General features: G+C 58.3%; 22 protein-coding genes. 7 read left to right on the top strand and 15 right to left on the bottom strand.

Translation table 11 applies throughout. The features are described 5' to 3' along the window. The 3 genes from AC4FIA_RS14455 to secA all read right to left on the bottom strand — a co-directional run. Positions 1-921, bottom strand: a 921-nt coding sequence (locus AC4FIA_RS14455) for a substrate-binding domain-containing protein (protein ID WP_490366436.1), incomplete at its 3' end; no start/stop codon positions are given. A 22-nt stretch (positions 922-943) separates the two neighbouring features. Continuing rightward, positions 944-1,948 (bottom strand): translocase, encoded by a 1,005-nt coding sequence (locus AC4FIA_RS14460; protein WP_490366437.1) that lies wholly within the window; start codon positions 1,946-1,948, stop codon positions 944-946. A 247-nt stretch (positions 1,949-2,195) separates the two neighbouring features. Then, positions 2,196-4,922, bottom strand: coding sequence for a preprotein translocase subunit SecA (gene secA, locus AC4FIA_RS14465; protein ID WP_490366438.1), 2,727 nt, complete (start codon positions 4,920-4,922; stop codon positions 2,196-2,198). Between the two features lie 174 nt (positions 4,923-5,096). Here secA and AC4FIA_RS14470 point away from each other — a divergent pair, with 174 nt between their 5' ends. The 4 genes from AC4FIA_RS14470 (at position 5,097) to AC4FIA_RS14485 (ending at position 7,884) form a co-directional block, all read left to right on the top strand. After that, on the top strand, positions 5,097-5,966 hold the full coding sequence (locus AC4FIA_RS14470) for a peptidylprolyl isomerase (protein WP_287474295.1): 870 nt from the start codon (positions 5,097-5,099) through the stop codon (positions 5,964-5,966). Beyond that, positions 5,967-7,196 carry a bifunctional glutamate N-acetyltransferase/amino-acid acetyltransferase ArgJ gene (gene argJ / locus AC4FIA_RS14475; RefSeq protein ID WP_490366439.1) on the top strand — a complete coding sequence of 410 codons (1,230 nt, stop codon included), beginning with the start codon at positions 5,967-5,969 and terminating at the stop codon, positions 7,194-7,196. A gap of 51 nt (positions 7,197-7,247) precedes the next feature. After that, the gene (gene mutT / locus AC4FIA_RS14480; protein ID WP_490366440.1) at positions 7,248-7,646 is read left to right on the top strand and encodes an 8-oxo-dGTP diphosphatase MutT; all 399 of its coding nucleotides are present in this window, start codon (positions 7,248-7,250) and stop codon (positions 7,644-7,646) included. 109 nt (positions 7,647-7,755) lie between these two features. Then, complete coding sequence (locus tag AC4FIA_RS14485; RefSeq protein ID WP_490366441.1) at positions 7,756-7,884, top strand: hypothetical protein; 129 nt, start codon at positions 7,756-7,758, stop codon at positions 7,882-7,884. Positions 7,885-8,013: 129 nt separating this feature from the next. On the opposite strand, the gene AC4FIA_RS14490 is transcribed toward AC4FIA_RS14485, so the two are convergent. The 9 genes from AC4FIA_RS14490 to AC4FIA_RS14530 form a co-directional block, all read right to left on the bottom strand. After that, the gene (locus AC4FIA_RS14490) at positions 8,014-8,415 is read right to left on the bottom strand and encodes a barstar family protein (RefSeq protein ID WP_490366442.1); all 402 of its coding nucleotides are present in this window, start codon (positions 8,413-8,415) and stop codon (positions 8,014-8,016) included. 295 nt (positions 8,416-8,710) lie between these two features. Next, complete coding sequence (locus AC4FIA_RS14495; RefSeq protein WP_490366443.1) at positions 8,711-9,859, bottom strand: DUF1963 domain-containing protein; 1,149 nt, start codon at positions 9,857-9,859, stop codon at positions 8,711-8,713. A gap of 317 nt (positions 9,860-10,176) precedes the next feature. After that, positions 10,177-12,720: a translation initiation factor IF-2 gene (infB, locus tag AC4FIA_RS14500; RefSeq protein WP_490366444.1), complete on the bottom strand. Its 2,544-nt coding sequence runs from the start codon at positions 12,718-12,720 to the stop codon at positions 10,177-10,179. Beyond that, entirely contained in the window at positions 12,717-13,364 is a 648-nt protein-coding gene (locus tag AC4FIA_RS14505) for an RNA-binding protein (RefSeq protein WP_103909094.1), read from the bottom strand. Before AC4FIA_RS14505 ends, infB begins: the two co-directional genes overlap by 4 nt. A gap of 6 nt (positions 13,365-13,370) precedes the next feature. Beyond that, complete coding sequence (gene nusA / locus AC4FIA_RS14510; protein WP_490366445.1) at positions 13,371-14,996, bottom strand: transcription termination factor NusA; 1,626 nt, start codon at positions 14,994-14,996, stop codon at positions 13,371-13,373. A 6-nt stretch (positions 14,997-15,002) separates the two neighbouring features. Further along, positions 15,003-15,572, bottom strand: a complete 570-nt coding sequence (gene rimP, locus AC4FIA_RS14515) for a ribosome maturation factor RimP (RefSeq protein WP_103909092.1) — start codon at positions 15,570-15,572, stop codon at positions 15,003-15,005. 174 nt (positions 15,573-15,746) lie between these two features. Next, positions 15,747-16,946, bottom strand: coding sequence for a GAK system CofD-like protein (locus AC4FIA_RS14520; protein WP_490366446.1), 1,200 nt, complete (start codon positions 16,944-16,946; stop codon positions 15,747-15,749). A gap of 266 nt (positions 16,947-17,212) precedes the next feature. After that, positions 17,213-17,818 carry an enoyl-CoA hydratase/isomerase family protein gene (locus AC4FIA_RS14525; protein WP_490366447.1) on the bottom strand — a complete coding sequence of 202 codons (606 nt, stop codon included), beginning with the start codon at positions 17,816-17,818 and terminating at the stop codon, positions 17,213-17,215. Further along, a complete protein-coding gene (locus AC4FIA_RS14530) occupies positions 17,815-18,564 on the bottom strand; it encodes an SDR family oxidoreductase (protein ID WP_490366448.1) in 750 nt (249 codons plus the stop codon). The genes AC4FIA_RS14525 and AC4FIA_RS14530 overlap by 4 nt, the downstream gene beginning before the upstream one ends. A gap of 128 nt (positions 18,565-18,692) precedes the next feature. Here AC4FIA_RS14530 and AC4FIA_RS14535 point away from each other — a divergent pair, with 128 nt between their 5' ends. Further along, positions 18,693-20,234, top strand: coding sequence for a DUF2125 domain-containing protein (locus AC4FIA_RS14535; protein WP_490366449.1), 1,542 nt, complete (start codon positions 18,693-18,695; stop codon positions 20,232-20,234). Between the two features lie 70 nt (positions 20,235-20,304). Here AC4FIA_RS14535 and AC4FIA_RS14540 read toward each other — a convergent pair whose 3' ends face one another. Continuing rightward, positions 20,305-21,057, bottom strand: a complete 753-nt coding sequence (locus AC4FIA_RS14540) for an SDR family NAD(P)-dependent oxidoreductase (RefSeq protein WP_490366450.1) — start codon at positions 21,055-21,057, stop codon at positions 20,305-20,307. A gap of 206 nt (positions 21,058-21,263) precedes the next feature. Here AC4FIA_RS14540 and AC4FIA_RS14545 point away from each other — a divergent pair, with 206 nt between their 5' ends. Together AC4FIA_RS14545 and AC4FIA_RS14550 are read left to right on the top strand one after the other, a co-directional pair. Next, a complete protein-coding gene (locus tag AC4FIA_RS14545; protein WP_490366451.1) occupies positions 21,264-22,748 on the top strand; it encodes an AMP nucleosidase in 1,485 nt (494 codons plus the stop codon). Positions 22,749-22,878: 130 nt separating this feature from the next. After that, positions 22,879-23,166 (top strand): HU family DNA-binding protein, encoded by a 288-nt coding sequence (locus tag AC4FIA_RS14550; protein ID WP_103909086.1) that lies wholly within the window; start codon positions 22,879-22,881, stop codon positions 23,164-23,166. Between the two features lie 80 nt (positions 23,167-23,246). On the opposite strand, the gene AC4FIA_RS14555 is transcribed toward AC4FIA_RS14550, so the two are convergent. Together AC4FIA_RS14555 and AC4FIA_RS14560 are read right to left on the bottom strand one after the other, a co-directional pair. After that, positions 23,247-23,690 carry a CBS domain-containing protein gene (locus tag AC4FIA_RS14555; protein ID WP_490366452.1) on the bottom strand — a complete coding sequence of 148 codons (444 nt, stop codon included), beginning with the start codon at positions 23,688-23,690 and terminating at the stop codon, positions 23,247-23,249. A 211-nt stretch (positions 23,691-23,901) separates the two neighbouring features. Beyond that, positions 23,902-25,293 carry an aminotransferase family protein gene (locus AC4FIA_RS14560; protein WP_490366453.1) on the bottom strand — a complete coding sequence of 464 codons (1,392 nt, stop codon included), beginning with the start codon at positions 25,291-25,293 and terminating at the stop codon, positions 23,902-23,904. Positions 25,294-25,334: the final 41 nt, after the last annotated feature.

Consider the following 25,334-nt stretch of genomic DNA (forward strand, 5'->3'; position numbering starts at 1 on the left):
CAATTTAAAGCCGCATCCGCCCTTGAGCGTAAGCGTCTTGGCGCTGCCGGTTTCCGAAAAGCTGGCGATGCCGATGCCAAAGGGGTCGCGCACAACGGCCTCGGCCAAGGTGCTGTTGGTCCCGTGGCGCAGCGTGCCTTCGGGCAGATCGGCGTTGGCGGGCAGAAACCGGTCTTCGATGCTTTGCGACAGGCCAGACAGCGCGTCGCGCAGGTGCAGCGCAATGGGCGCATCGGGCCCGCCAAGCGTCGACCAGTTGTCGATCCGACCGGTCAGGATGCCCGACAGTTCCGCAAGCGAGATCGAACCAACGGGGTTTTCCTGTGCCACGATCGGCACCATAGCATCCAGCGCCAGAACGCGGCTGCGGTTGGGTTCTTCCAGATCGCCAAGGCCAGCCTCGCGCGCACGGGCCAGTTCTTCGTCGCGGATTTCACGTAAGGCCATCACGATGTCGGCGTCATCGCCCAGAAGATCGGCAAAGCCTTCGTCGGTGTTGGTCACACGGAAGGTGAAACGGCCCACGGGTTTGCCGGTGTCGACGTTTTTCAGGGTGTAGAGAAACTGGGTGTCTTCCAGTTTCTCGCGCTCGGTCGTCATGACGTTGTTGCGCGCGAACCCTTCCAGCAGGGCGGGCATCAGCACCGCGCCAAGGGTGGCAGAGCCGGAGACAGACAGTTCAGCGACAAAGTCGGTCAGAGACGGGCATCCGGGGCCTTCACAGAGCACGCCAGAGCCATCAACGGTCAGTTCGCCGTACTGGGTGCGAAGACGATAGAATTCGCCATCAAAGCCCAGCATCGTGCCGCTTAGTTCAATCGCCCCGTCACGCGACCGAAGGGTCACGTCTTGGGCGGCGACGGCGTTCACCGTGAAGAATAGAAAAAGTGCGGCGCTGATCGCCGCACGTACATAACGCATAGAAACGTCCGTCCCACCGGTCTTAGTTGGATGCGATCTTCAGGTCTTCTATGAGGTTTTTCAACACAAGAAAATCACCAACTGAGCCGCACTCGGGAATGGCCAGTGTCAGATCCTGCACCTTGAGGTCGCCACCGGCGCGCATGTCCAGCGTTTGGGCTTCGACATCTGTGTTGCAGTTTCTAAGTGTCACCTCGGCTTCGACCGACAGGGCGATGTCGCCGTTGCGGGCGGTGGTGCCTGCGGGGAAGCTGTAGATTTCGGCGACCAAGGCATCGGGCGTGTCTTCGTTGCCGATGCGCGTCAGGAAGCCGCCTTTGCCTTGTGCGGCCTCGGCGATGTCACCTTTGGCGTCGTGCCAGATATGACCCTGATCGAAATAGTTCGCGCCGAATTCGCGGGCGTGAAGTTGCAGGCCCGCCTGACCGCGCCACTGTACGACCACGCGGTCATAGAACGGCAGCGAGGGTACATCTGCTTGTGCCAGACCGCCTTCGCCGTTGGTGAAGGCCGCGATGAACACAGCTGTTTCAGACAGCGCAGGGATGGACAGGGTTGCTGTGCCGTCGGGCTGGGTGACTTCGGTCACCATCATGCCGTTGTGGTGCAGCGTAAAGCGTTCGGACGCATTGCAGGGCGCTTTGATGGACACGTCGACCATGGCGCCTGCGGCGGCTGTGGCAGTCATGTCGATGGCGCAGTCGGGGCTAATCTGGGGTTGCTCCAGCACCGGACCGGGCAGGGGGGCTGCATCATCCTGAACAGCGGCCATTTCAACAGGTGTGTCGGGCAACTGTGCATCGGTCAGTGCATCCAGCGGAAGGCTGGGCAGGGCGTTCATTTCGGCGGCAGCGACCGGTTCATCCGCTTTCGCAGATGTGTCGGTGATCGCGCTGACCTGCACGGTTGCGGGCGAGCCGCTTTTGGATTGCGATGGCAGTTCAAAACCGAATTGCATCACATAGCCGGTCGCCAATGCGACGCACAGTGTTGCACCACCAAGAACAATAGACTTTTTCTGGGCCATAACAGCCTCCGCAAAACTATCCTTGCGGAGTAATTTCGGTAATAAAAGGGGCCAGCATAAGGCGCGCCCCAGACCGCATTAGGGCAATCCTGTGAACAATCGCCCGCAATTCGCCCGTTTTGATTCCGGTTTTCAGAGTCGGATTGACTGCGTTGATGTCAGGGCGGTCAACGCGCGTCCGAAATCCTTAACGGATGCCTCAAACAAAAAACGCCCCGAGAAGGGGGCGTTTTTTATCTGATACGGATCAGGCCAGACGGCCGTGGCAATGTTTGAACTTTTCGCCCGATCCGCATGGGCAGGGGTCGTTCCGGCCCGGGTTGCCCCACGTGTTGGGATCGGTTTCGTCAAAGCCTGCGACGAGCGGGGTGCGTTCGGCTGCGGGTTGACCGGCGTCGGGCGCGGGGGCCGCGGCTGCCGCCTGAGCGGCGCGGGCCGCAGCTTGGGCCTGTGCTTGCTGTTGCAGCATCTGCTGCATCATGGCGTTGCGCTCGTCTTCGGTCATCGGACGGACCTGACCCAGTTTCTGGGTGACCTCTTCGCGCAGGCTGTCGAGCATGGATTCGAACAGCTGGAAGGATTCGTTCTTGTATTCGTTCAGCGGATCACGCTGCGCGTAGCCGCGGAAGCCTACAACCGAACGCAGGTGTTCCAGCGTCAGAAGGTGTTCGCGCCATTTGCCGTCGATCGTTTGAAGCAACATCTGCTTTTCGATCTGGCGCATGGTGTCTTCGCCGAAGGCCTTGGTCTTTTCGGCCATTTGTTCGTCTGTCTTTTCTTCCAGACGTTCGCGGATCACGTCCTGATCGACGCCGTCCTCTTCACCCCACGCCATGATCGGCAGGTCGATGCCCAGCTTTTCGATCACAGCGGCATAAAGGCCCTCTGTGTCCCACTGGTCAGAATAGGATTTCGGCGGCGCGTAGGCGTCGACCAGATCGTCGATGACCTGATGGCGCATGTCCTGTGTGATTTCGGACAGATCCTCGGCTTCCATGATTTCGCGGCGCTGCGAGAAGATCACCTTACGCTGATCGTTCATCACGTCGTCGAATTTCAAAAGCTGCTTACGGATGTCAAAGTTGCGGCCTTCGACCTTGGCCTGAGCGCGTTCCAGCGATTTGTTCACCCAGGGGTGGATGATTGCTTCGCCCTCTTTCATGCCGAGCGAGGACAGCACCTTGTCCAGACGTTCCGAGCCGAAGATGCGCATCAGGTCGTCGTCCAGCGACAGGAAGAACGAAGAGCGGCCCGGGTCACCCTGACGGCCGGAACGACCGCGCAGCTGGTTGTCGATACGGCGGCTTTCGTGGCGCTCGGTTGCCAGAACGAACAGGCCACCGGCCTCCATCACGGCCTTTTCCGAGTCCTTATGTTCGGCCTCGATGCGGCTGCGGATGGCATCGGGGTCAGCTTCGGGATCGGCTGCGATGGCTTCCATGATCTGGAATTCCACGTTGCCGCCCAGTTTGATGTCTGTACCACGACCCGCCATGTTGGTGGCGATGGTCACCGCGCCCAGCTTACCGGCGTCGGCGACGATCTGCGCCTCTTGCTCGTGCTGGCGGGCGTTCAGAACGTTGTGCGGCAGGCCGGCTTCTTTCAGCAGGGCCGACAGCATTTCCGATTTCTCGATCGACGTGGTGCCGACCAGAACCGGCTGGCCTTTTTCGTGGGCCAGTTTGATTTCTTCGACGATGGCCGCGTATTTTTCCTTGGCCGTACGATAGACTTTGTCGTCTTCGTCGATACGGGCGATGGGGCGGTTTGTCGGAACTTCGACAACGCCGAGGCCATAGATTTCCATGAATTCTTCGGCTTCGGTCAGGGCCGTACCGGTCATGCCGCCCAGTTTGTCGTACAGGCGGAAATAGTTCTGGAACGTAACCGAGGCCAGCGTGACGTTTTCCGGCTGGATGTTCACGCCTTCCTTGGCCTCGATCGCCTGATGCAGGCCTTCGGACAAACGACGACCCGGCATCATACGGCCTGTGAATTCGTCGATCAGGACAACTTCGCCATCGCGCACGATGTAGTCTTTGTCCTTGGTGTAAAGCTTGTGCGCGCGCAGGCCCTGATTGATGTGGTGGACCAGCGTGGTCGATTCCGGATCATAGAGCGTCTGACCCTCTTCCAGCAGACCAAGGGCCTGAAGGCGGGCTTCCAGAAATTCGTTGCCCTCATCCGTGTAGGTCACGTTGCGGGTTTTTTCGTCCAGCTCGAAGTGATCGTCGGTCAGTTCAGGAATGACGCGGTCAACGTTCTGATACAGTTCGGAACGGTCCTGCGCGGGGCCCGAGATGATCAGCGGTGTCCGCGCTTCGTCGATCAGGATCGAGTCGACCTCGTCCACGATCGCGAAATAGTGGTCGCGCTGGGACATCTGCTTGAGTTCCGACTTCATGTTGTCGCGCAGATAGTCAAAGCCCAGTTCGTTGTTCGTCGCGTAGGTGATGTCAGCGGCGTAGGCTTCGCGCTTTTCGGCTTCGTCCTGACGCGGGTAGACAACGCCGGTTGTCAGACCCAAGGCGGCGTAGACCTTGCTCATCCATTCGGCGTCACGCTTGGCCAGATAGTCGTTCACGGTCACGACGTGGACGCCACGGCCTGTCAGCGCGTTCAGATAGGCAGGGAAGGTCGCCACAAGGGTTTTACCTTCACCGGTCTTCATTTCCGAGATGTTGCCCTGATGCAGGAAAATCCCGCCCATCAGCTGGACATCGTGGGCGCGCAGGCCCAGGGCGCGATGAGCGGCTTCGCGGCAGTTGGCAAACGCTTCGGGCAGCAGATCATCCAGGGATGCGCCATCGGCAAGACGTTGCTTGAATTCTTCGGTCTTTGCGATCAGGCCAGCGTCGTCAAGCTTCTGGAAGTCCGGCTCCAGCGCATTGATCTGCTCGACCAGAGGGCGCGTCGCCTTGATTTTACGGTCGTTCGGTGTTCCGAACACCTTGCGCGCGAGTTTTCCTAGCATGGTCTCACTTTCGTGTCTGACATCAAAGTGTGCGGCATTTGCTTGCCCGTCTTGCACACAGCCCATAAGACACTGGGGAAAAGACCGGCCTGAAACAGCCACCTTGGCGATGTAAGGGCCGCTCAACCCAGTGTCAACGCCGCCACTGTGCGGCATTAGAAGAAGGTCGTTTAAATGCTTCACTTTACCGATAGCCTGTCCCGTATGTGCCGAGTTTCAGGTCTGGCAATGATGCTGGCCCTGCCGGTTGCGGCGCACGCCCAAGACGAAGTTACCGCCGACACAGTCGTTGCGACGGTCAACGGCGTTGAAATCAAACTGGGTCACATGCTGATGGTGCGCGCAGGTCTGCCCGAACAGTATCAGCAAATGCCCGACACGGTTCTGTGGGACGGCATTCTGGATCAGCTGATCCAGCAAGAGGTTCTGGCCCAACAGCCCGAAGCAGTAGAAACCAACCGCGTTAAGCTGGCACTGGAAAACGAACGTCGCGCGCTGGTCGCGTCCGAGCGTCTGGCCGTGGTTTCGCAGGATCTGGTGACAGACGAAGCGATCGAGGCGAAATACGCCGAGCTATTTGGCTCGGTCGAGCCCAAGCTGGAATACAACGCGAACCACATCCTTGTGGAAACCGAAGAAGAAGCCGCCGCATTGGTTGCCGAACTGGAAGGCGGCGCGGATTTCGAAGCGCTGGCCAAGGAAAAATCCACAGGCCCGTCCGGCCCGTCCGGTGGCGCGCTGGGCTGGTTCGGCGAAGGCCAGATGGTTGCACCCTTCGAACAGGCTGTCATGGAGCTTGAGGTCGGCGCTGTGTCCGCCCCTGTCCAGACGCAGTTCGGCTGGCACGTGATCAAGCTGAACGAAACCCGCGAACAGGGTGCCCCTGCGCTGGAAGAGGTTCGTGAACAGATCGCGGGCCAGATCGAACAGGAAGGCGTGCAGGCCATGATCAAAGAATACGTCGACGCTGCTGATGTCACAAAAACCGACACCAACGACGTTGATACCTCTGTTTTGTCCAATCTTGAGCTTTTGGAGGAATAATTGGCCAAGATCACCACACGGTCACCTCTGGCGCCGGAAAAATTTCCGGACCTGCCAGCCATTGCCGGTGTCCGCTTTGCCTCGACCGAGGCGGGCGTGAGGTATGCGGGACGCAAGGACGTCATGTTGGCGCTTCTTGATCCCGGTAGCGTGATGACGGGGGTGTTCACCCGTTCTGCCACGCGGTCGGCCAACGTGCTGGACTGTCAGGCCAAAATCGGCGGCGACAGCGATGCGGGCGCGGCGATCATCGTGAACTCGGGCAACTCGAATGCCTTTACGGGCCGCGCGGGCGAAGGCTCGGTTCGTGCGATTTGCGAAAAGGTGGCCGAGGTCACAGGCCTGTCCGCAGACCGTGTGTTCACCAGCTCGACCGGTGTGATCGGCGAACGGCTGCCGCACGACCGGATCACCGGCAAGGTCGAAGAACTGGCGGGTAAGCTGAGCACGGACGGCATCGAAGATGCGGCCATGGCGATCATGACCACCGATACCTTCCCCAAAGGCGCGTCGCAGGTTGTCGATCTGCCCGGTGGCACGGTCAAAATCGCGGGAATCGCCAAAGGGTCGGGCATGATCGCGCCGGATATGGCGACGATGCTGGTCTACATCTTTACCGATGCCAAGATCAGCCGCGCAGACCTGCAAACGCTGGTCAGCCGGATCAACGACCGCAGCTTTAACTGCATCACGGTCGACAGCGACACGTCGACCTCTGACACGCTGCTGTGCGGCGCGACAGGGGCGTCGGGGGTTGAGGTGACGGCAGAAACCGAAGCCTTTGCAAAAGCGCTGGAAGCGGTGTTCATGGACCTTGCGCATCAGGTGGTGCGTGACGGTGAAGGCGCGACCAAGTTCGTGACCGTTAACGTCACAGGTGCTGCCAATGACCAAGACGCACGCACCCACGCGCTGGCCATTGCGAACTCGCCCTTGGTGAAGACCGCAATCGCGGGTGAAGACCCGAACTGGGGTCGCGTTGTGATGGCGATCGGCAAATCCGGTGCGGCTGCGGATCGTGATCTGCTCAGCATCCGTTTTGGCGACGTGCTGGTCGCGGAAAAGGGCTGGGTATCGCCCGACTACCGCGAAGAACAGGGCGCTGCGCAGATGAAGCAACCCGAGATCACGTTGAACGTGGATATCGGTCTGGGCGAGGGCACAGCCACGGTTTGGACCTGTGACCTGACCCACGGCTATATCTCGATCAACGCGGATTACCGTTCGTAAAAGACTTTGGGCGGGGTTTCGGCCCCGCCCGCATTACCGGAGTTGCCTTTGATGAAAACTGTACTGGTGTCGGCTGTTGCCCTGATCGATGTGGACGGCCGTGTGTTGCTGGCCCAACGGCCTGAAGGCAAATCCATGGCCGGTCTGTGGGAATTCCCCGGAGGCAAGGTCGAGCAGGGCGAAACGCCCGAGGTCGCGCTGATCCGCGAGCTTCAGGAAGAACTGGGCATCGACACTTGGGCCAGCTGTCTGGCGCCTTTGACCTTTGCCAGCCACAGCTACGACAACTTCCACCTGCTGATGCCACTGTTTGCCTGCCGCAAGTGGGACGGCGTGCCGCAAAGCCGTGAAGGACAGGCGCTGAAATGGGTCGCGGCGCGCGATCTGAACCAATACCCGATGCCCGCCGCAGACGTGCCCCTGATCCCGATTTTGCGCGACTGGCTGTAAGCAAAACTTAGCCTATTGGCTTAAGTTTCGGATGGTCATCTTTAGATAGAAACTATTGCGAAGGCCGCACGTTCGTTTATCTTGAGTGCTGTTCTGGGGAGGACATCACATGATCAAAACTATCGTACTCGGAAGCTGCGTATCCGTGCAGGGTATCCTTGAAAAAACGCTGCCTGACGGCCGCATGGTCGTCCGTGTGGGGCAACAGCTTTTCACAGGCAAGCCCATCGGCGCCTGATCTGAACAGACTATCTTCCAGATAGACAGAAGGGAGGACGACGGTCCTCCCTTTTTGTTTGGGGCGTGCACAAGTGTTGCGTGCGGGACTTTGCCGGCGTTCATAAGGCCTGCACTAAGGTTCGCTTCGCTATTGTAGCTTGAGGATCACGTTGTCCTCTGCCTCTTCCCCGTCAGCTCCGTGCACGCGGATAATCTCAACCAGCCAGTCGAAAACGACAGGGCCCTTGTTGTTGTGTGCGTTTCTCAGTTGTTTCTTAACCGAGTTTCTGTTCGTCGGATGGCAGCGTTCCAGGCGCAGCTCCAGTTGACGAACGGTTTCCGCGTAGCCCAATCGGGATCTAGACAGATCGGAATTTTCCCAAAACAGTATAAAGCCTTTATCCGGCGTCCCGAAACCACCGCGCAGAATGTCGTTGAACGCATCCAGATTGCGACCCCAATATGAACCGGGAATAAGAACGCGGCTGATCTCTTCGAAAAACTCCTCAAGCGTGGAGAATTGCCTGCCGTTAATCCGGTAGGTTCTCATGCTCTGAAACTTTTGCCAGTCTTCTTTGGTCCTCATGGATTAAGTGCAGACGCTGTCCTGACATGCAAGTTCCCGCGCCTTAGGCGCAGACAATCGTGCCACCGTAGAGGATCGGCTGAATTTGTCCCTATACAGAGAAAGGGACGTCCGCACTATGGGCGAAGCCAACCTTGATTATAAACAAAATAATGACCGCTTTGGTGCCTTCTGCCCTGAAGCACTCCAATCGGCGCGGTGCAGTTGGGCAACGCCTTAGATCATCCTATGCAGTTTAAAAAGAGCAGCCGTACAGGGGTCAGCTGCCGAGTGACCCTTCGATCCAAACTCGCTCAAAACGTTTATTCTTGCAGTCTTCGGGCAAAATACGGAACTCGACCTCTCCGCCGTCGCCGAAAGGTAATTCTGGTATGGTGCCGCCTTCCAACCGCAACAGACGGAGCCCCCGATTTCCAGAACCACAGAGTGGATATTTCTCCGGCCCGCCGATCATGTCTGGCCGACATTCGTAGATCATCAGGTCCGGTCTATCCATTGCCTGTTTGATCGAGGCAGCAATGCTGATTTCGTCCATTTCCGTCAGCAATTCATGTTCCGCCCTGGTCAACTGAAGGGCAGCGATGGCGCCGTCATCAAGCGTCTTGCCTTCGATCGCACGGACCGACCGCCGCGGTAGGGCACGCGGGCTGCCTCTCTGGGACAGAACGTCACAAATTCCACAAAGATCATCCGGCGGGGTCGTTACTGTTTCTCCGGCGCTTTCGACAAAAAGCACTGCACCGTCAACCGAGTGCCCTTCGGACAGATCAAGGAAGAAATACAGGACCCCCGATTTGGGGAAATCGCTCGGAATTACGGAGACAGGCAGTTCGTCCAAGTGCACCGAAGCCAAGAAGTGGTAGGGGGAACGTGCGCCTCTCGGCCACTCAACACCGTCTGGCAGCCGTGGGAGGCCTCCAAACGCAGAATTGGATTGCGCGTGATCCGGACTTTCGTGAACGAGAAAGACAGCGTCCTTCACGTGCTCTTCGAAAAGCGCTCTGACGGACGGGCTGATCGATTTTCTTTCTGACTCATGGCATTCCCGCTGATACAGTTCCTCGGCCGCCTCTCTGCGCTGACGTTGCAGATTGCGATCTTCTTGCATTTCCTTGATCAGCTTTTCTCGCAATCCAAGCGTTTTGCGCAGACTCGCAATTTCGTCGCTTTCATCCACCAAAGTTTTTGTTCGCGGTTCAATGGGGGTATCACGCTGCCCAACCGTCGCGTTTGCCGCGGCCTCGACCACCTCGACCTTTCGGGGATATCGCCATGTTGCGAAGGCGATCAAACCGCTGGTCATAAAGATCGCCCAACTTGGAATTCCGATCCAAACGAACGCGTTGTAAAGCGCAATAGCAGAAACGAAAAGCGTCAGAACAAAGCCGACCATGATCAAATATTTCATCGAAAATCTCCACCTACGCAGCTCTACCTATAAGAGAAATCCGGCTTAATCTGGGAATGAGAGCGACTTTTTCATGCGAGAATGTTCCTGGTCGCGCTGGTGTCAGCACGTTTTGGGCTGCTTTCTGAGAGAGTGGAGATTGGCGCGACGTGCGGCATCCGACACGTTGGGCGCCAGGCAGACATTCGCTGGGACGCTAAGAATTTACAGCGTGGGAAACGTTCGGATGGCAGTGATAACTCGGGGTGCCTGATTTTGCCCCTGAAAAGCAAAAGGGCCGCCCTGAGGCGACCCTTTTTGTTCTTATATCAACCGGATCAGTCCAGTTTGCGTTCGATCTCTTCGCGCTCGAAGATTTCGATGACGTCGTCGGGACGGATATCGTCGTAGTTCTCAAACGCCATACCGCATTCCTGACCGGACTGGACCTCGGCCACTTCGTCTTTGAAGCGCTTGAGGGTCTTGAGCGTGCCTTCGTGGATAACCACGTCGTCGCGCAGTAGGCGGACGCCTGCGGAACGGCGGGCAACGCCTTCTGTGACCAGACAGCCTGCAACCTTGCCAACGCCTGTGACCTTGAAGACCTCTTTGATCTTCGCATAGCCGATAAAGCGTTCGCGGACTTCGGCGGACAGCAGGCCGGATGCGGCTGCTTTCACGTCGTCCACGAGGTCATAGATGACGCTGTAGTAGCGGATCTCGACGCCCTTCTGGTTGGCGGTGTTACGTGCGGAAGCGTTGGCACGGACGTTGAAGCCCATGATCGGCGCACCGGATGCTTCGGCCAGACCCACGTCGGTTTCCGTGATCGCGCCAACACCGTAGTGAAGAACGCGGACGCGGACCTCGTCGTTGCCGATCTTTTCCATCGCCTGAACGATGGCTTCGGCAGAGCCCTGCACGTCGGCTTTGACCAGGATGGGCAGTTCCGCCACGTTCTGATCGTCTTTCGCCTTCTGCATAAGCTGGTCAAGCGTTGTGGCGGCACCGGCAGCGGCGCGTTTGTCCTTGGCGACCTGAGCACGGTATTCCGCGATCTCGCGCGCCTGTGCTTCTGTAGAGGTCACGTTCAGAACGTCGCCTGCTTCGGGTGTGCCGTTCAGACCCAGAACCTCGACCGGAACGGACGGGCCTGCTTCCTTCACGCGCTCGCCGCGGTCGTTTTCCATCGCACGGACCTTACCCCACTGTTCGCCGACGACGAAGATATCGCCCTGACGCAGTGTGCCGTTCTGAACCAGAACCGTGGCAACGGGGCCGCGACCTACGTCCAGTTTGGCTTCGATCACGGCCGCCTGAGCGGGGCGATCGGGGTTGGCTTTGAGTTCAAGGATTTCCGCCTGAAGCGCGATGGCTTCGAGCAGTTCGTCCAAACCCTGACCGGTGTGCGCGGAAACCTCGACGTCTTGGACGTCACCGGACATCTGTTCCACAACAACTTCGTGCTGCAGCAGGTCGGTGCGGACCTTGGTCGGGTTCGCGGCGGGTTTGTCGATTTTGTTGATCGCAACGATCATCGGAACGCCAGCCGCTTTGGCGTGGCTGATCGCTTCGACGGTTTGCGGCATGACGGCGTCATCGGCAGCAACCACCAGAACAACGATGTCCGTGACCTGGGCACCGCGCGAACGCATTGAGGTAAAGGCCGCGTGGCCCGGTGTGTCGAGGAACGACAGAACCGCGCCAGAGTCGGTTGTGACCTGATACGCACCGATGTGCTGCGTGATGCCGCCGGCTTCGCCAGTGACAACCTTGGTGTTGCGGATCGCGTCCAGCAGCGATGTTTTGCCGTGGTCGACGTGGCCCATGATGGTCACGACCGGCGGACGCGGCTTCAGATCGTCTTCGCTGTCTTCGACCTGTTCGATGACCTGTTCGACGTCAGCGTCGGAAACGCGGGTTACCTTGTGGCCGAACTCTTCGATGATCAGTTCCGCTGTATCGGCGTCGATCGTCTGGTTCTGTGTCGCCATTACACCCATCTGCATGAGCGATTTGACAACGTCTGCCACGCGCTCGGCCATACGGTTGGCCAGTTCGGCAACCGTGATCGCCTCGGGCAGCTGAACGTCACGTGTGACCTTTTCACGGACAGCGTTGCCACCCATCGCTTTCTGACGGGCGCGTTCCTGTTTCCGCTTCATCGCGGCCATGGATTTCTGACGGCCACCTTCACCGGACAGCGCCTGGTTGAGGGTCAGCTTGCCTGCACGGCGACCACCGTCGTCGCGACCACGGGTCGAACGGCCACGCTCTTCGCGTTCACGCTCGGCTTTGCGCGGTGCTGCGGGTGCGGGTTTTGCACCTGCGCCTGTGCGGGCAGGGCCACCGTCTTTGTCGGCAGGTGCGGCTTTGGGCGCGGCGGCTGCGGCAGGCTTGGCTGCTGCGGCGCGCTCGGCTTTCTTGGCCTCTTCTGCGGCGACGCGTGCGCGTTCTTCTTCTTCGGCCTTGGCGCGTGCGCGCTCTTCGGCTTCACGCTGTTCGCGCTCTTTCTGTTCTTTCTCGGCGCGCAGGCGGTTGCGCTCTTCTTCGCGGGCCTTTTCTTCGGCTTCGCGCTGAGCGGCTTCTTCGACTTCGCGGGCTTTCGCAGCCTGCAGAGCCTTCAGGCGCCGTTCCATTTCCGCTTCGGAAATGCCACCGGGACGTCGTGCATTCGCTGCAGCGGCTGCTGCTGCGTTGCTGCCCGAGCCGGTACCTTTGCCAGCCGCGCCAGCGCCCGCTTTGGGCACCACAACGCGCTTGCGTTTGGTTTCCACCACGACGTTCTTGGTCCGGCCATGGCTAAAGCTTTGCTTGACGTTCCCCGAACGGGGCCCGCCGCCACGTACACCCAAAGTCTTTTTACCGTCGTTATCGCTCATGAAGCTCTCTTATCCTTCCCGGCAGCCCCTGCCGCCGTCTTTGCATCGGACGTTCCGACGCGTAGGCCCTTCAAACGTTGGGCATCCTCTACAACACGTTTCGTGAGTCCGCCAGCGCCAAGCGCGGCATGTATCACAGTTTCCCGACCAAAGGCCATGCCCAGCTCGTCCGAGGTGAGCCAACCGATGTAACTGCCGTAGTGCGGGGTACTTAGTTTGCTTTTTCCCCGAGAAGATCCGTCAGAGGACTGAATCAGTACCTCGGCCTCTTCTTTTTGCAGCCAGTCTTTGACCTTTTCGTAGCCCGCAACGGCATTGCCGGATTTGCGGGCCAGGCTGATCAGTTCGACAACGCGGCGGGCCAGCATGGGTTCCAGCATGTCCACCAGATCGTCGGGCGCTTTCACGGGCTGTTTGGCGGCCCGAGAAAACAGGTTTTTCTTAACGGCCTTTTCCAACGCCGCGCGATCAGACGCAACATAAAAGCCCCGACCGGGCAATTTGCCCGCCAGATCAGGAACGATCTGGCCGTCTGGTCCCGCAACGAAACGGATCAACCCGTACTTCGGCTGAGCCTCGCCTGTGGCGATGCATTTCCGTTCGGGACCGTCAGAACGGTCTTTATGTGCCCCACCGCGTGTCACGTGGTTTTACGCCTCATCTTCCGAAGCTTCGATCGCATCTTCGTCGATCTCTTCTTCGCTACCATGTTCCAGTTCTTCCGGATCAACCCAACCCAGCAGAACGCGGGCGGTCATGACCATGGACTGTGCCTCTTCCAGAGAGACGTCGAACTTTTCCAGAATGCCGTCATCCTTAACGCGCTGACCGTTGTCGGTGGTCCAGCCACCTGCCAGTTCCCAGTCGGCGCATGTGGCAAAGTCTTCCAGCGTTTTCACGCCGTCTTCTGCCAGTGCTTCCAACATCTGGGGTGTCAGGCCTTCGAATTCAATAAGGCTGTCGTCGGCACCCAGTTCACGGGCATGTGCCAGTGCGCGCTGTGCCTGCTCTTCCAGAACGTCGCGGGCACGGGCCTGCAGTTCTGTTGCCGTGTCGTCGTCCACACCGTCGATTACGGTAAGTTCTTCGATCTCGACGTAAGCCACTTCTTCGAGGTTGGTGAAGCCTTCGGACACCAGCAGCTGGGCAAAGAATTCGTCCACGTCCAGCGCGGCCTGGAACAGCTTGGTGCGCTCTTCGAATTCGGCCTGACGACGCTTGGATTCTTCTTCTTCGGTCATGATGTCGATATCGAGACCGGTCAGCTGGGATGCCAGACGGACGTTCTGACCGCGGCGGCCAATGGCCAGCGACAGCTGTTCGTCGGGAACAACAACTTCGATACGCTCGGCGTCTTCATCCAGAACAACCTTGGACACTTCTGCCGGCTGCAGCGCGTTCACAAGGAATGTCGGAACGTCTTCGTTCCACGGAATGATGTCGATCTTTTCGCCCTGCAGTTCGTTCACAACGGCCTGAACACGGCTACCGCGCATACCCACACAGGCACCGACCGGATCGATCGAGTTGTCGTAGGAGATAACGGCGATCTTGGCGCGCGAACCCGGGTCACGGGCGACGGCCTTGATTTCGATGATGCCGTCGTAGATTTCCGGCACTTCCATCTTGAACAGCTCGGCCATGAATTCGGGCGCTGTACGGGACAGGAAGATCTGCGGTCCACGCGCTTCGCGGCGTACGTCCTTGATGTAGCAGCGGATACGGTCGTTCGGGCGATAGCTTTCGCGGCCGATCTTTTCGTTGCGGCGCAGGATGCCTTCGCCACGACCCACGTCGACGATGACGTTGCCGTATTCTTCGCGCTTGACCACACCGTTGATGATGGTGCCTGCGCGGTCTTTGAATTCTTCGTACTGACGGTCACGTTCGGCTTCGCGCACCTTCTGCAGGATGACCTGCTTGGCGGATTGCGCGGCGATACGGCCCATATCGACCGGCGGAACCTCTTCTACGAACTGGTCGCCCACGGCAGGGTTTGCCATGTACTGCTTGGCCTGCTCGACGGTCATTTCAGCCTGATAGTTTTCCAGCTCGTCATCTTCGACAACGGTGCGGACGCGTGTAAATGTGGCGCGACCTGTCTTGCGGTCGATGGACACGCGGATGTCCATTTCCGAGCCGTAGCGCGACTTGGCAGCCCGCGCGAGGCTTTCTTCCATCGCTTCAACGACCAGCGCAGGGTCGATCATCTTTTCGCGTGCAACCGCTTCGGCGGTCTGCAAAAGCTCAAGCTGGTTGGCAGAGGTAATGGCCATTGGGTCTTACTCCTCGTTCTGGCCGTCGTCGGCCACGATGTCATCAAACTCGGTTTCGTCAAAGCCCTGCGCCTTGCGGGCTTTCAGCATTTCCTTGATCAGGTCGTCGGTCAGAACCAGCTTGGCATCTGCCAGCCAGTCGAACTGAAGGCCGACAGTGCCTTCTGTAATATTGATCAGAACTTCGCCGTCCTCGACGCCAGCCAGAACGCCCTTAAAGCGTTTGCGGCCGTCGATCAGTTCCTGCGTCTCAAGCTTTGCCTCGTAGCCTTCGAATGTTTCGAAGTCCTTGATGCGCGTCAGCGGGCGGTCGATGCCGGGGGACGAGACTTCAAGTGTATAGGCGTCGATAATCGGGTCTTCTACGTCCAGAACCGCAGACACAGCCGTGGAAATCTGCGCGCATTCATCCACTTCGATGCCGCCTTCGGGGCGTTCGGCCATGATTTGCAGCAGGGGCGTGTTGCCGCCTTGAAGGCGAATACGCACCAGTTCGAATCCCATGTCTTCGATGACAGGGCCCACGATGCTGGCCAGCCGCTGGTCCATGGACGTTTTGGCAATCAGGTCGCTCATTAAGCTTCCGGTATCCTTATTCTAACGGGCCTGACGTTCAGGCACAAAAAAACGGGCGCGCGGCCCGTCGATGTTTCCCGGTGGAGCTTCGACCGAGGCCGACGCGCCGCTGTTGGGGGTCGTATACGCAAGCTTGGGTGAGTCTGCAAGCCTGCTGTGCAGGGCCGCCAATTCTCAGGCGACGGGTATTGCGGCAGCCGTGTTTCGGGCGGTGTCCGAGGTCATGCCAATCAGGGTCTGGCAAACGGTCTGCGGATCGTAACGTTCCGCATTCGAGGATGCCAGCGGCAGGCGGTGGCAGGCGATCCCGAAGCGTTCGGAAACGGCGTCGCAGTCCTGTTGCGGGACGCTTAGATCGCACAGGATATCGGTGATGAACTGGCGGGCCGAAAGCGTGTCGGGGGTGTCGGACATCATCGGGGCCAAAAGGCCGGTGATTTGATCGCTCAGCGTCATGCCCAGGGCCTCGGGGTCATGTCCGAGGTTCGGCATATAGACCTTGCGCGCATCGCTTTGCGCCACGGCCCGTCCGACGCCGGCTGGCAGCAGGTTCGCAATGACGCTGGAAAAAAGCGATCCCGGCGGGAAACAGATGACGTCGGCGTTGGCGATCAGGGTCTGGTTTTCAGCATTCAGGGCAACGCTGGCGGGCAGCACCTCTTGCGTGCCGTTGGTGATGAACAGCCGTCGGATCGGGGCGCTGATCGGGGCGGTTGTTTTGCCGGTGAAATGACGTTGCCCGAATACCAGCTGACCATCCGCCAGCGCCACGCCCAGATGCAGATTGACGTCTGCAATGGGGCGCACCCGCCCTTGGATGTCGACCAGTCGCGCCATCTGTTCGATCGCCGGTGCCAACTGTCGTCCGCAGCGGAAATAGGCGCCGGTCAAAATCAGGTTGCCCACGCTTGCCCCGCGATAGTCGAAATCGTCAGGCGCAATTTGCAGGAAGTCATGCAGCAGCCCCAAGACCTCGGATTGGATGGGGCCTTGGATATCCTGCATCAACGGATGCGAGGCATCGACGAATGAACGAAGCTCAGCCCGCAGCGCTGTCTTAGTCGCATCCGCAGAAAGGCGGTGTTTGAACAGATAAAAGATGGCCCGTTGATGCGGCGTGTCCTCGTTCGCGAGGGCCATCAGACGACTGCGCATGTCACCCACAGCGGGCATATCGAAGGCCGCGCGCAGCACTTGGGAACTGCCGCCATTGTCGAAGGGTGTGATCAGATGGGCGCTGTTGTGCGTGTAGCGTTTCAATTGCCGTGCAATGCCGTTCAACGCGGTGCCGCCGCTGAAAAACAGAATGCGCGCGCCATCCTCTGGCGGGGTCGTCGCGTCGGGCATCAGGGAAGAAAAGGGCGCGTCGGGCAATGTGAATTCATTTCAGAAAAAAGGCCGCCACCAGAGGGATAGGATAGGTGGCGGCCGTTGTCCGGTTGGGGATAGGGCCGTGCATTAACGAAAACGGGTTCGCAAGTTTGGCTAACCGGGTTCAGTAAGGTCATAAGAAAACAAAACCACGGAATATGTCAGGGGGAAAGCACGCGCCGTTTTGCCCGTAAATCCTGAGCGCGAAATTGCTGCAGAATTTGCGTTACCCCAGCATTCTCAGTGATTTGACCTGATCACAACAAATTTCAGATCAGTTGTTTAATGCCCTGCACGTGATCGATTTTTGCTGCCAGCACATCGGCGGTCAACTCATCCACAGTTGTCATCAGGTCCTCGGGTTCGACGATCTTGTCGATCAGCCCCCAAACCTGCGCTTCTTGCGCGGTGATCTTCTCGCCCGCCATCAGGATCATCTTGGCCCGCGACGGCCCCGCAATTGCCGCCAGCCGTTTCGGGTCAGATGGCTGCGGCAGGAAGCCTAGTTTCATCACCGGATAGAACACCTTGGTGCCGGGCGTGGCGATGCGCAGGTCACAGGCCAACACCATCCCCATCGCGCCACCCGCCACCGTGCCATTCAGCGCGGCGATGGTCAGGCCGGGCAGGGCCGCGATGGCCCCAGACAGGCGTTCCCACAAGGGTGACACGGCCAGTCCGGCCTTGGCCGCATCCAGATCGGCACCAGCGGAAAACACCTTGCCCGCGCCTGTCAGGACAAAGGCGTGTTTGTCGGTCGCACCCTCGGCCGCGATGGCCAGCTGTTCCAGCATTTCGGCAGTCAGGGAATTGGCCTTATCCTGACGGTCGATGGTGACGATGCGCAGGTCGCCTTTGTCTTCTACGGTGATCATGCAACGCCAACCTTTTTGCGAATATCCGGATCGCGCAAATATACCTCATCGCCCAGGAATGTGTCTGCGTCAGAGCCGCACATCCACACCAATGTCTTGGCCACCCATTCCGGCGGAATGTGATCGGACCAGTCCAACTGGCTGACTGGGTTGATGCCCGAAGCTTTGATTTCCTTCTGCATCTGGGTGGCGACCGTGCCGGGTGACAGCGAAATCGCGCGGATGTTTTTGTCGCCGTATTCCTTGTTGGCCATGCGGGTCAGCATCAGTGCCCCCGCTTTGGAGGAACAGTAATGCGACCAGCCTTCGACCGGGCCATGAGCCGCGCCGGACCCGATGGTCAGGATCGTACCGCCACCGTGTTCCAGCATCACGGGCAGTGCTGCGCGCATGCCGTGAAAGACGCCTTTGAGGTTGATGTCGATGACCTGACCCCACGCATCGGGATCGGCCTCGGCCAGATGCGAGACCGGTTCGATCACGCCCGCGTTGTTGATCAGAACGTCCAGACGACCGAAGGCCTTGATGCAGTTTTCGACGGCTTGCTCGACCTCCCAGTAGCGCGAGATATCGCAGGGAATCGCAACGGCGTTTTCGCCGATTTCACCAGCCAGATCAGCGATTTGGTCCGCGCCACGCGCAACCAAGGCCACTTTTGCACCGGCATCGGCGAATTCCCGCGCGGCGGCTGCGCCGATTCCGCGGCTGGCACCCGTGATCAGAACCACTTTTCCTGTCAAATCCATGCCAACTCCTTTCAGTTACGAGTGAAATACGTATCTATCCAATATCTTGCGGTCTAGCCCCTTGACCCCCGGCTTCCGGCGGTTGACCCTTAACCTATTCGTTTGTCACTTTTCGGAAAGGATCCACCATGCGTTATGACCAGCGTTTCAGCCAATTTATGATCTGCGGTCTGGCGGCTGCATCATTCTCTGTACCTGCGGTGTCCTTTGCGGATGTCACCCCGGAAGACGTTTGGGCAGACATGAGTAAATACTACGAAGCCTATGGTTACCAGATGGCGGGGGATCAAACCCGCGTGGGTGACACGCTTGTTATCGACAATATGGTTCTGTCGATGGCCTTCCCCGAAGAAGAAGGCAGCTTCAGCTTTTCTGCCGATAAGGTCGTTCTGACCGATCTGGGCGATGGCACGGTTAGCATGGCTTTCCCTGACTCGATGCCGATCAGCGTGCAGGTCAAACCGGCAGACGAGCCGCCCGTCGATATCACCTTGGACTACCGTCTGAATGACGTGTCCATCATCGCATCCGGCGCACCCGATGACATGCTGTATACCTTCGAAGGCGCAGGCATTGCGATCGAGCTGACCGATCTGGCGATCAACGGCATCTCGATCGGGAACAACGTGGCGTATTTTCTGTTGAATATGGACGGCGTGTCCGGCACCGCGACGACAGTGTCCGAGGAAGGCTTTAACAAACTTGCGGAAAGCATTGTTGCGGAAAACATCACCTACAAGATGAATTTCGCCGATCCTGAAACCGGTGATACCGGCGCGTTCAGCGGGTCGATGACAGATACGAGAGTCAAGCTGTCTTCTGACATGCCCGAAGGTGTTGATCCTAACGATATGCAGGCCAGCCTTGATGCGGGTATGAGCGGCGGCATCTTGATGGATTTCGCGTCCAGCACGATGATCGGGACATTCACGTCGAAATCCGAAGGCGACGGTACGTTCAATACTTCGTCGGCTGGTGGCCACTATGAATTGTCCGTGTCCAACAACGGCATGGTGATCGAGGGAAAAGCGGCTGAAACCAAAACGGATCTGATGACGCCTGAATTCCCGTTGCCGCTGTCCTATTCGGTCGGCAATTCGGCCTTCGCCCTGAAGATGCCTATCGTCGCCTCTGAAGAAGAGCAGATGTTCAATTTGGGTCTGACGCTTGCCGATCTGGAAATGTCCGAGATGATCTGGTCGATGTTCGATCCGCAGGCCGCCCTGCCGCGTGATCCGATGACGCTTGATCTGGGTGTCAGCGGTTATGTCCTGTCCGAGCTGGATTTCTTTGATGTCGAGGCGATGGCAGCGCTGGAAAACACCAACGAGGCGCCCGGTGAAATCCGGTCGCTTTCGCTGGATCGTTTGCGTGTGAACGTGCTGGGGGCCGAACTGACGGGCGAGGGTGGCTTCACATTCGACAATTCGGATATGGAAACCTTTGATGGCGTGCCGCGCCCCGAAGGCCGGATCGCGCTGGGCCTGACCGGTGCAAACGCTGTGCTGGATAAGCTGGGCGAGCTTGGTTTTATCAGCCCCGACGACCTGATGGGCGCGCGCATGATGCTGGGGATGTTCACCATTCCGGCGGGTGATGACAGTGTGACCACAACGGTTGAGATCAACGAACAGGGTCACGTCATCGCGAACGGTCAGCGCATCCAGTAACGGAACGCCAAAACGTACAGTGGGCCGCCTTTTCGGGCGGCCCTTTTTTATGGTTTTCTTGCTCTATTGATTATTTGCGCAGGGCAGGCAGACCCACGCCTGTGGATTCAAAGCCACCGTCAGCAGCCACGATCTGGCCCGTCACATAAGATGCCTTGTCTGAACACAGGAAGACGATCACCTCGGCGATCTCCTGTTCGCTGCCGTAGCGGTTCAGGGGGATCGCGTCGTGATAGGCATCGATGATGTCCTGGCTGTGAACGGCCATCGCCAGCTTGGTGCGCACAGGGCCCGGGCAGACACAGTTGGCACGGATGCCGTATTCGCCCAGTTCTGCCGCCTGCTGCTTGGTCAACTGGATCACCGCAGCTTTGGACGTGCCGTAGGCCACCCGCAGCGTTGAGGCCCGCAGGCCAGAGATCGACGCGATGTTCAGCAGCGCGCCTTTGGTCATTTTCAACGCGGGGATCAGTGCCTGAGATACCAGAAACACCCCGTCCAGATTGGTTTCCATCACGCGCCGCCAGCGGGCGAAATCGGTTTCCTCGATAGGTCCGAAATCGGCCACACCTGCGTTGTTCACAACCGCATCGATACGTCCGTTGATCGCCACCGCTTCGGCAGCCATGTCGTCAACGGCTTGCGGATCAGACACGTCGCAGACGATTGCTGTGGCGTTGTCCAGTGCCGCAGCTTCGCTTTGCAGAACCTCGGCATCGCGGTCGACCATGACGACCGACCAGCCTGCCTCAAGAAACAGTTTTGTTGTTGCCAGACCAATCCCACGGGCCGCGCCCGTCACCAGAGCGGTTTTCTGTTCCATAGTATCCCTCATTCATCCCTGCGCGGGACCGTCGCCTGTCGCGTTGAAAAAGAAAAGGCCTTTGCCACAAGCGAACGCAAACTGACGGTGCGGAAGTTCGCTTAAATGCGAAAATGCAGCAGAAAACGTCGATTTTGATGCGTTGCCGCGCTTGAACGACACCTACTTTGGTGTCACCTTCGCGCATCTATAAAAACGAGGAAAAGATGCAGGACCAACAAGCCACCCTACAAATTGAAACGCCTGATGTCGCAGCACCCGAGCTGTTCGACGATGCCAAGGCGGCGGTGGATCGGTTGGTCGAGCTTTATCAGGCGGGCGTTGGGTATCTGGTCGATGCCTTTTCCAAGGCGATGGTAAACGGCCATCCCGGTGTTCGGTACCGCGCCTATTATCCCGAAATCCGCATCGCGACGACAACCTTTGCCAGCGTCGACAGCCGTCTCAGCTTTGGTCACGTATCGCAACCCGGTGTGCATGCGACGTCGGTGACGCGCCCTGATCTGTTCCGCAATTATCTGGAGCAGCAGATCGAGCTTTTGGTGAAAAACCACGGCGTGCCTGTGCAAATCGGCTTGTCTGATACGCCGATCCCCGTGCACTTTGCCGTTGCAGCCTATTCCAACATGGCTGTGCCGCAGGAAGGGGCGTCTGATTTCACCCTGCGCGATGTGTTTGATGTTCCGGACCTGAACACCACCAACGATGACATCGTGAACGGTTTGGCCAAGCCTGCCGCCGACGGTGCGGCGGCCCTTGCGCCGTTTACTGCGCAGCGGGTGGATTATTCGCTGGCACGTCTGGCGCATTATACCGCCACCGACCCCGAGCATTTCCAGAACCACGTTCTGTTCACCAACTACCAGTTTTACGTCAGCGAGTTCGAGGCTTTTGCCCGCCGCATGCTGGCTGATCCGGACAGCGGCTACACAAGCTTTGTGTCGACCGGCAACGCGACGATCACCGATGCTGACGCCGAACTGCCGCCGTCGGCCAAGATGCCGCAAATGCCGACCTATCACCTGAAACGGGCGAACGGGTCTGGCATCACGCTGGTGAATATCGGGGTGGGGCCGTCTAACGCGAAAACCGCGACGGACCACATTGCCGTTCTACGTCCCCATGCATGGATCATGGTTGGCCACTGCGCCGGCCTGCGCAATTCGCAAAGCCTTGGGGATTTCGTGCTGGCTCACGCCTATCTGCGCGAAGACAAGGTGCTGGACGACGATCTGCCGGTTTGGGTTCCGATTCCGGCCTTGGCTGAAATCCAGACCTCGTTGGAAAAGGCTGTGGCCGAGGAAACCCAGCTTGAAGGTTATGAGCTGAAGCGCGTGATGCGGACCGGCACGGTGGCATCTGTCGATAACCGGAACTGGGAATTGCGCGACCAACAGGGGCCTGTGCAGCGCCTGAGCCAGTCGCGCGCGGTCGCTTTGGACATGGAAAGCGCCACAATTGCTGCGAACGGTTTCCGCTTCCGTGTGCCTTACGGGACGCTTCTTTGCGTGTCCGATAAACCGCTTCACGGCGAACTGAAACTGCCCGGCATGGCATCGGATTTCTATAAAACGCAGGTATCTCGGCACCTTATGATCGGGATTCGCGCGATGGAATTGCTGCGCGAAATGCCCTTGGCACGCATCCACAGCCGGAAGTTGCGTAGCTTCGACGAAACAGCGTTCCTCTAAAGGGCGAAAAAGGCAAAAAACCCCTTGTTTTTTGCGGTTATTGGCCTGCTAATCGTTGTGTCATACCGCAATATGCTGTTAATTACTGCGACACATGCCCTAGAGATTTGGGCCAAAAAGGAGACCTATAATGTCTAAGCCGATGACAAAGACCCAGCTGGTGGCGGCACTGGCCGAAAAAATGGGCAGTGACAAGAAAACTGCTGGCGCAGCTTTGGACGGTCTGACTGACCTGATCCACGAAACAGTCGCCGCAGGTGGCGCGCTGACCGTGCCTTCCGTTGGTAAGATTTATGTTCGCGAACGTCCTGAGCGTATGGTTCGCAACCCCGCAACTGGTGAACAGTTCAAAAAAGAAGCCGACAAGCAGGTTAAAGTAACCGTGCTGAAAGCTCTGAAAGACGCAGTGAACGGCTAAGTTCCCGTCTTTGGTAAGTAAGAAGCGCGTCGCATTTGCGGCGCGCTTTTTCGTTGGATGCTGCGCAGAAAAATGCTGCGTTATGCTGCAACAAAAAGCTGGCCTGCGATCGAGCTTTCGACACCCATTTTGAACTCCTCGACGATCTGTTGAATTGAAATCATTCCGAGTACTTTTGTCCCCGTCGTGACTGGCACGTGACGAATGTTGTTTTCAATCATTGTGACCGCCGTAATGCCCAGCGTCATGTTCTTGTCGACGGTGATTGGCGGGGTCGTCATGATCCGGGACACCGGCGTTGTCATCGGGTCCAGGTCCAAAGAACCCAGACAGCCATGAACGATATCGCGTTCGCAAACCACGCCTGAAAGCTGCTTTTCCTGCATGACGGAAAGCGCGCTAATATTCTTCTTTTTCATAAGGTTGGCGGCATTCTGAACCGTGCAATCCGGTGCGATGGTATAATGGGGTTTGCCGTGGATGAGGTGCTTTACCTTCTTCTGCGCGACTGAGTGGAATGACATATCGGCTACCTTTTAATTTGGCTTCTGTCTGCCGCCGACTCCCCACGTGTCGCGACAGGTCCATAATATCTGGGACCTATCCGAAAGGGTAAGAATTGTCCTGAGAATGCTATGAAATATTAAGTCAAATTGAAAAAAATGCTGCGCAGCATTTCAATTTATGCTGCGCAGCATTTTGGCGATTATGCTGCAGTTTTCTGCGCAGAAAAATCTACGCGAAAACCCGTGTCAGGGCGCTGTCGACAGCCGTGATGATTTCGTCGATGTCGTCTTTGGTTGCGATCAGCGCAGGCGAGAAACACAGCGTGTTGTTGTAGCCGGGAACAGAGCGGTTGGTCGCGCCGATGATCACACCTTGTGCCATGCAGTCTGCGGTCACGGCCATGACGCGTTTTTCGTCCATCGGCGTTTTCGCGTCGCGGTCCGACACCAGTTCGGCCCCAAGGAACAGGCCCTTGCCACGGACATCGCCGATCACGGCGTGTTTGTCTTTCAGCGCGTGCAGTTGATCCATCATGTAGGCGCCCATGTTGGTTGTGTTGTCCAACAGGCCTTCGTCTTCGATGATGCGCATGTTTTCGATCGCGGCGGCGGGGCCAGCGGTGCAGCCGCCAAAGGTCGAGATATCGCGGAAGTAATCCAGCGGGTCGGCGGCGTCTTCTTTGAACATGTCAAAGACGCCTTCTGTCGTGACCAGACAGGCAATCGCCGCATAGCCCGACGCCACGCCCTTGGCCATTGTGACCATATCGGGCTGAACGCCGTATTGCTGGTAACCGAACCACTTGCCGGTCCGGCCAACGCCGCAGACGACCTCGTCGATATGCAGCAGCACATCATATTTGCGGCAGATTTCCTGAACGCGGGGCCAATACCCTTCTGGCGGCGCGATCACGCCGCCACCTGCTGTGACCGGTTCAAGGCAAAGCGCACCCACGGTGTCTGGGCCTTCGCGCAGGATGACCTTTTCGATCTGGTCAGCGGCCCATTCGCCATAATGTTCGATCGGCGCGCCTTCCTGTTCGAAAGCGCGGTATTCAAGGCAGTGCGGCACGCGGACAAAACCGGGCGCAAAGGGGCCGTACTGTGCGTTGCGTTCATCCTGACCGCCTGCCGACAGGCAGCCGATTGTGGTGCCGTGATAATCGCGGTCGCGATAGAGGATCTTGTGCTTTTTGCCGCCATAGCGTTTCGCCGCGATCTGGCGGACCATCTTGAACGCTTTCTCGTTAGCCTCGGACCCCGAGTTACAATAGTAGACGCGCGACATACCGGGCATCTTATCGATCAGCTTTTCCGCAAAGATCGCACCGGGAACAGAGCCTTTGGCACCTGCGAAATAGTTCAGTTTGATCAGCTGGTCATAGACCGCCTTGGCGATGCTTTCGCGGCCATAGCCCACGTTCACCGTCCAGACCGCGCCGGACACCGCATCAAGGTGTTCCTTACCCTTCTGGTCCCAAACGCGCATGCCTTTGCCTTCGATGATGATCTGCGGATCAGTCGTCTCGTAGGGTTTGTGCTGGCTCAGGTGGTGCCAGACATGTTCGCGGTCGGCGGTGACGATATGCGAAATGTCGTTGGCGGAAAGCGTACCGTCCATGATCGGGCTCCGAAGTTTTGACTATTTGATCAAATTTTGCA

This window comes from Thalassococcus sp. (assembly GCF_982780845.1).

Excerpts from the sequence above, each read along its gene's own strand:
- AC4FIA_RS14460 (WP_490366437.1), bottom strand. The coding sequence starts at position 1,948 with ATGGCCCAGAAAAAGTCTATTGTTCTTGGTGGTGCAACACTGTGCGTC.
- secA (WP_490366438.1), bottom strand. The coding sequence starts at position 4,922 with ATGCTAGGAAAACTCGCGCGCAAGGTGTTCGGAACACCGAACGACCGT.
- AC4FIA_RS14470 (WP_287474295.1), top strand. The coding sequence starts at position 5,097 with ATGCTTCACTTTACCGATAGCCTGTCCCGTATGTGCCGAGTTTCAGGT.
- mutT (WP_490366440.1), top strand. The coding sequence starts at position 7,248 with ATGAAAACTGTACTGGTGTCGGCTGTTGCCCTGATCGATGTGGACGGC.
- AC4FIA_RS14485 (WP_490366441.1), top strand. The coding sequence starts at position 7,756 with ATGATCAAAACTATCGTACTCGGAAGCTGCGTATCCGTGCAGGGTATC.
- AC4FIA_RS14490 (WP_490366442.1), bottom strand. The coding sequence starts at position 8,415 with ATGAGAACCTACCGGATTAACGGCAGGCAATTCTCCACGCTTGAGGAG.
- AC4FIA_RS14495 (WP_490366443.1), bottom strand. The coding sequence starts at position 9,859 with ATGAAATATTTGATCATGGTCGGCTTTGTTCTGACGCTTTTCGTTTCT.
- infB (WP_490366444.1), bottom strand. The coding sequence starts at position 12,720 with ATGAGCGATAACGACGGTAAAAAGACTTTGGGTGTACGTGGCGGCGGG.
- nusA (WP_490366445.1), bottom strand. The coding sequence starts at position 14,996 with ATGGCCATTACCTCTGCCAACCAGCTTGAGCTTTTGCAGACCGCCGAA.
- rimP (WP_103909092.1), bottom strand. The coding sequence starts at position 15,572 with ATGAGCGACCTGATTGCCAAAACGTCCATGGACCAGCGGCTGGCCAGC.
- AC4FIA_RS14525 (WP_490366447.1), bottom strand. The coding sequence starts at position 17,818 with ATGATCACCGTAGAAGACAAAGGCGACCTGCGCATCGTCACCATCGAC.
- AC4FIA_RS14530 (WP_490366448.1), bottom strand. The coding sequence starts at position 18,564 with ATGGATTTGACAGGAAAAGTGGTTCTGATCACGGGTGCCAGCCGCGGA.
- AC4FIA_RS14535 (WP_490366449.1), top strand. The coding sequence starts at position 18,693 with ATGCGTTATGACCAGCGTTTCAGCCAATTTATGATCTGCGGTCTGGCG.
- AC4FIA_RS14540 (WP_490366450.1), bottom strand. The coding sequence starts at position 21,057 with ATGGAACAGAAAACCGCTCTGGTGACGGGCGCGGCCCGTGGGATTGGT.
- AC4FIA_RS14545 (WP_490366451.1), top strand. The coding sequence starts at position 21,264 with ATGCAGGACCAACAAGCCACCCTACAAATTGAAACGCCTGATGTCGCA.
- AC4FIA_RS14550 (WP_103909086.1), top strand. The coding sequence starts at position 22,879 with ATGTCTAAGCCGATGACAAAGACCCAGCTGGTGGCGGCACTGGCCGAA.
- AC4FIA_RS14555 (WP_490366452.1), bottom strand. The coding sequence starts at position 23,690 with ATGTCATTCCACTCAGTCGCGCAGAAGAAGGTAAAGCACCTCATCCAC.
- AC4FIA_RS14560 (WP_490366453.1), bottom strand. The coding sequence starts at position 25,293 with ATGGACGGTACGCTTTCCGCCAACGACATTTCGCATATCGTCACCGCC.